Raw genomic sequence first — 2,979 nt, 5'->3', positions numbered from 1 at the left:
ATGGCAAAGAGGCTCGTGACAAATCAGCAACTTATGATGATGTGATTGTGAAACGTTCCAACTCCTCTAAGGATGGGTAATAGTAAAATATAACGATGCAAAGAGGTGAAGTGAAATGTCGGGCAGCATCATGAATGCATCTCATCAAAGTTACCAGGCTGACCCGGTCAGCATTGTCGGAAGTGTCCGTGATGCGGGCGGAACAGCCTTCACTATCGTGCATAAGCAGCAGCTTTTGAAGGTAAAGCTTGATGCCGGAACAGAGCTGCTGGACGGAGATAAAACTTTGGACATCGCGCTTGAAGAGGCTGTGAAAACAGGCGTGAAAGTACATATTATCGGCCTCCTCAATAAAAAAGTGAGCGAAATTCGGGCTTTAAGGCTGTATATTTTTCATAAAGAATTTAATGGATGAGAAGCCAGCCGGAAAAAATTGAAAAACACTTTGCCTCGTCCTCTTTGCTGTGATACATTTAAGATAATGCAAAGCGGATATGGCGGAGGTGTTACATATGCAGACAGCAGCAACCATTCTTCTCATTATCGTGTCCATCGCTCTTATCGTTGTAGTCGTCCTTCAATCAGGGCGTTCTGCAGGCCTTTCTGGCGCGATTACAGGCGGTGCGGAACAGCTTTTCGGAAAGCAAAAAGCACGCGGCATCGATGCACTATTGAGCAAGCTGACAGTAATCCTGGCAACTTTGTTCTTCGTGCTATCTATCGCAGTAGCTTATTTCCTATAAAAAAGCCTTGAAACGGCAGGTGTACATGCACCTGCCGTTTTCGTATTCTCTGAAGCCTTCCATATAGCTGGAAATGGTTCGCAGAGCCCATAATAGGGTATCCTATAAGAAAAAAAGGTGGTTGTATGATAGGCTGTCTTTGTCTCCACGGGTTTACGGGAGGTCCGTATGAAATTGAACCTGTAACTGAATATTTAAGAAAAAATACAGACTGGATTTTGTCTGTTCCTACCTATCCCGGTCATGGTGATGTGCTGAGTCTAAAGGGAATCACGCATCAGGAATGGATCGATGAAGCAGAAAAAGCCTACCTTGAACTGCGGGAGAAAACCGATACGATTTACATACTTGGATTCTCGATGGGCGGCATGATAGGCGGCTACTTAGCATCCAAATATGGCTGCGATAAGCTGATCCTTCTCAGTGCCAGCGCTTATTATATGAATCCAGCACAAATGCTGAAGGATATTGCCGATGTGATCAAATCAGGCATATCCGGACAGCTGAAGGACCATGAGCTGTTCTTGCGCTATAGGAAAAAGTTTATGGACACACCCTTCAGCGCAACAAGGGAATTCCGGAAGCTAGTCCGAACACTGAAACCTGCTATACAAGACATAAAAGCACCAACGTTAATTATCCAGGGCGAATGTGACGGCCTTGTGCCAAAGAAAAGCGCAGAATACATTTACAGGACAATTCCTTCTTCGCAAAAGAAACTGTGCTACCTGCAGCAGTCAAAGCACATGATCTGCCACGATGTGGAGCAGGAGCAGCTGATCGAAGAAGTATTTAAATTTCTAATGAATAAGTAAGGAGTTTTGCACCATGATGAAAATTACCGCACCAAAGCCATTTTTCTTTGAAGGAGGAAAGCGTGCTGTCCTTATGCTTCATGGTTTTACCGGAAGCTCAGCAGATGTAAGGATGATGGGCCGTTACTTGAACAAGCACGGCTATACATGCATGGCGCCGCAATATAAAGGTCATGCCGTGCCGCCGGAAGAACTTGTGAAGACCGGACCTGCCGACTGGTGGCAGGATGTTATGGGAGCTTATACTGAACTGAAAGAAAAAGGGTATGACGAAATCGCTGTCTGCGGCTTGTCTCTTGGAGGTGTATTCTCCCTTAAGCTTGCAACGTCACAGCCTGTCATGGGTGTCGTTCCAATGTGCTCTCCGATGTACATTAAAAGCGAAGAGATCATGTTTAAAGGAGTATGCGAATACGCAAGGGAATATAAAAGCAGGGAAAACAAATCGCCTGAGCAGGTAGACCGCGAAATGGAAGAATTCGAAAAAACACCGATGAATACATTGAAAGAACTGCAGGAGTTGATCGCAGAGGTGCGAAACTCGGTGGACATGGTTTATGCGCCTCTTTTTGTCGTACAGGCGAGACATGATGAAATGATTGACGTCAATTCGGCAAATATTATATATGAAGAGGCCGAAAGTGATCATAAAGATATGAAATGGTACGAGAACTCAACACATGTAATTACATTGGGTAAAGAAAAAGAACAGCTTCACAAGGATGTCCATACATTCCTTGATTCTCTTGACTGGTCAGAGTAATGCTGTCCATTTTCCATCCCAAAAGGAGGAAATATTTTGGATAAACAAATAATTTTAGATGTGATGCAGCAATCCGAGAAGCCGCTGACGGTACAAGAGATTGAAGAAGCACTTCAACTTAAAGATGCTGAGGGCTTTAAGCAGCTCGTTCTTACATTGAATCAAATGGAAGAAGAGGGAGCGGTAGTCCGCACGAGGACAAATCGGTACGGTTTGCCGCAGAAAATGAACTTGATCAAGGGGAGAGTGCAGGGCCACGCAAAAGGGTTTGCTTTCCTTATACCGGAAGAAGAAGGCCAAAAGGATGTGTATATTTCTCAGTCCGATATGAACGGTGCCATGAGCGGNNTGTCAGGCTGAATGCCGATTCATCAGGCTCACGTCCTGAAGGTACCATCATCCGTATCTTAGAGCGCGGTGTGACAGAGGTTGTCGGAACGTTCCAGGAAAGCCGCAGCTTCGGATTTGTGGTGGCGGACGATAAACGCATTCCTAACGATATCTTTATACCTGCAGACGGAGTGAACGGCGCTGTAGAAGGACATAAAGTTGTCGTGAAAATCGTGAAATATCCTGAAGGCAGAAACAGCGCCGAGGGAGAGATCATTCATATCATCGGACATAAAAATGATCCAGGTGTTGATATCATTTCGGTCAT

General features: G+C 45.0%; 4 protein-coding genes and 1 pseudogene. All 5 read left to right on the top strand.

Annotated features, from left to right (window positions below; genetic code table 11):
- Nucleotides 1-115: 115 nt before the first annotated feature.
- Nucleotides 116-415: a hypothetical protein gene (locus CGZ90_RS19050; RefSeq protein ID WP_094254090.1), complete on the top strand. Its 300-nt coding sequence runs from the start codon at nt 116-118 to the stop codon at nt 413-415.
- A 97-nt stretch (nt 416-512) separates the two neighbouring features.
- Nucleotides 513-743: a preprotein translocase subunit SecG gene (gene secG / locus CGZ90_RS19045; RefSeq protein ID WP_094254089.1), complete on the top strand. Its 231-nt coding sequence runs from the start codon at nt 513-515 to the stop codon at nt 741-743.
- A 125-nt stretch (nt 744-868) separates the two neighbouring features.
- Nucleotides 869-1,558, top strand: coding sequence for an alpha/beta hydrolase (locus tag CGZ90_RS19040; protein ID WP_094254088.1), 690 nt, complete (start codon nt 869-871; stop codon nt 1,556-1,558).
- A 13-nt stretch (nt 1,559-1,571) separates the two neighbouring features.
- Nucleotides 1,572-2,321, top strand: a complete 750-nt coding sequence (locus CGZ90_RS19035; RefSeq protein ID WP_094254087.1) for an alpha/beta hydrolase — start codon at nt 1,572-1,574, stop codon at nt 2,319-2,321.
- A gap of 63 nt (nt 2,322-2,384) precedes the next feature.
- Nucleotides 2,385-2,979, top strand: a pseudogene (locus tag CGZ90_RS19030) (ribonuclease R); the annotation flags it as partial.

It is taken from the genome of Fictibacillus aquaticus, assembly GCF_002245695.1.
Taxonomy (GTDB): Bacteria; Bacillota; Bacilli; order Bacillales; family Fictibacillaceae; genus Fictibacillus; species Fictibacillus aquaticus.
Note: the sequence above shows the minus strand (reverse complement) of the source record. Positions and strands in the feature narration are given on the sequence as shown.

Bases quoted from the DNA above. Each gene is read 5' to 3' on its own strand.
- CGZ90_RS19040 (WP_094254088.1), top strand. From the start codon at position 869: ATGATAGGCTGTCTTTGTCTCCACGGGTTTACGGGAGGTCCGTATGAA.
- secG (WP_094254089.1), top strand. From the start codon at position 513: ATGCAGACAGCAGCAACCATTCTTCTCATTATCGTGTCCATCGCTCTT.
- CGZ90_RS19050 (WP_094254090.1), top strand. From the start codon at position 116: ATGTCGGGCAGCATCATGAATGCATCTCATCAAAGTTACCAGGCTGAC.
- CGZ90_RS19035 (WP_094254087.1), top strand. From the start codon at position 1,572: ATGATGAAAATTACCGCACCAAAGCCATTTTTCTTTGAAGGAGGAAAG.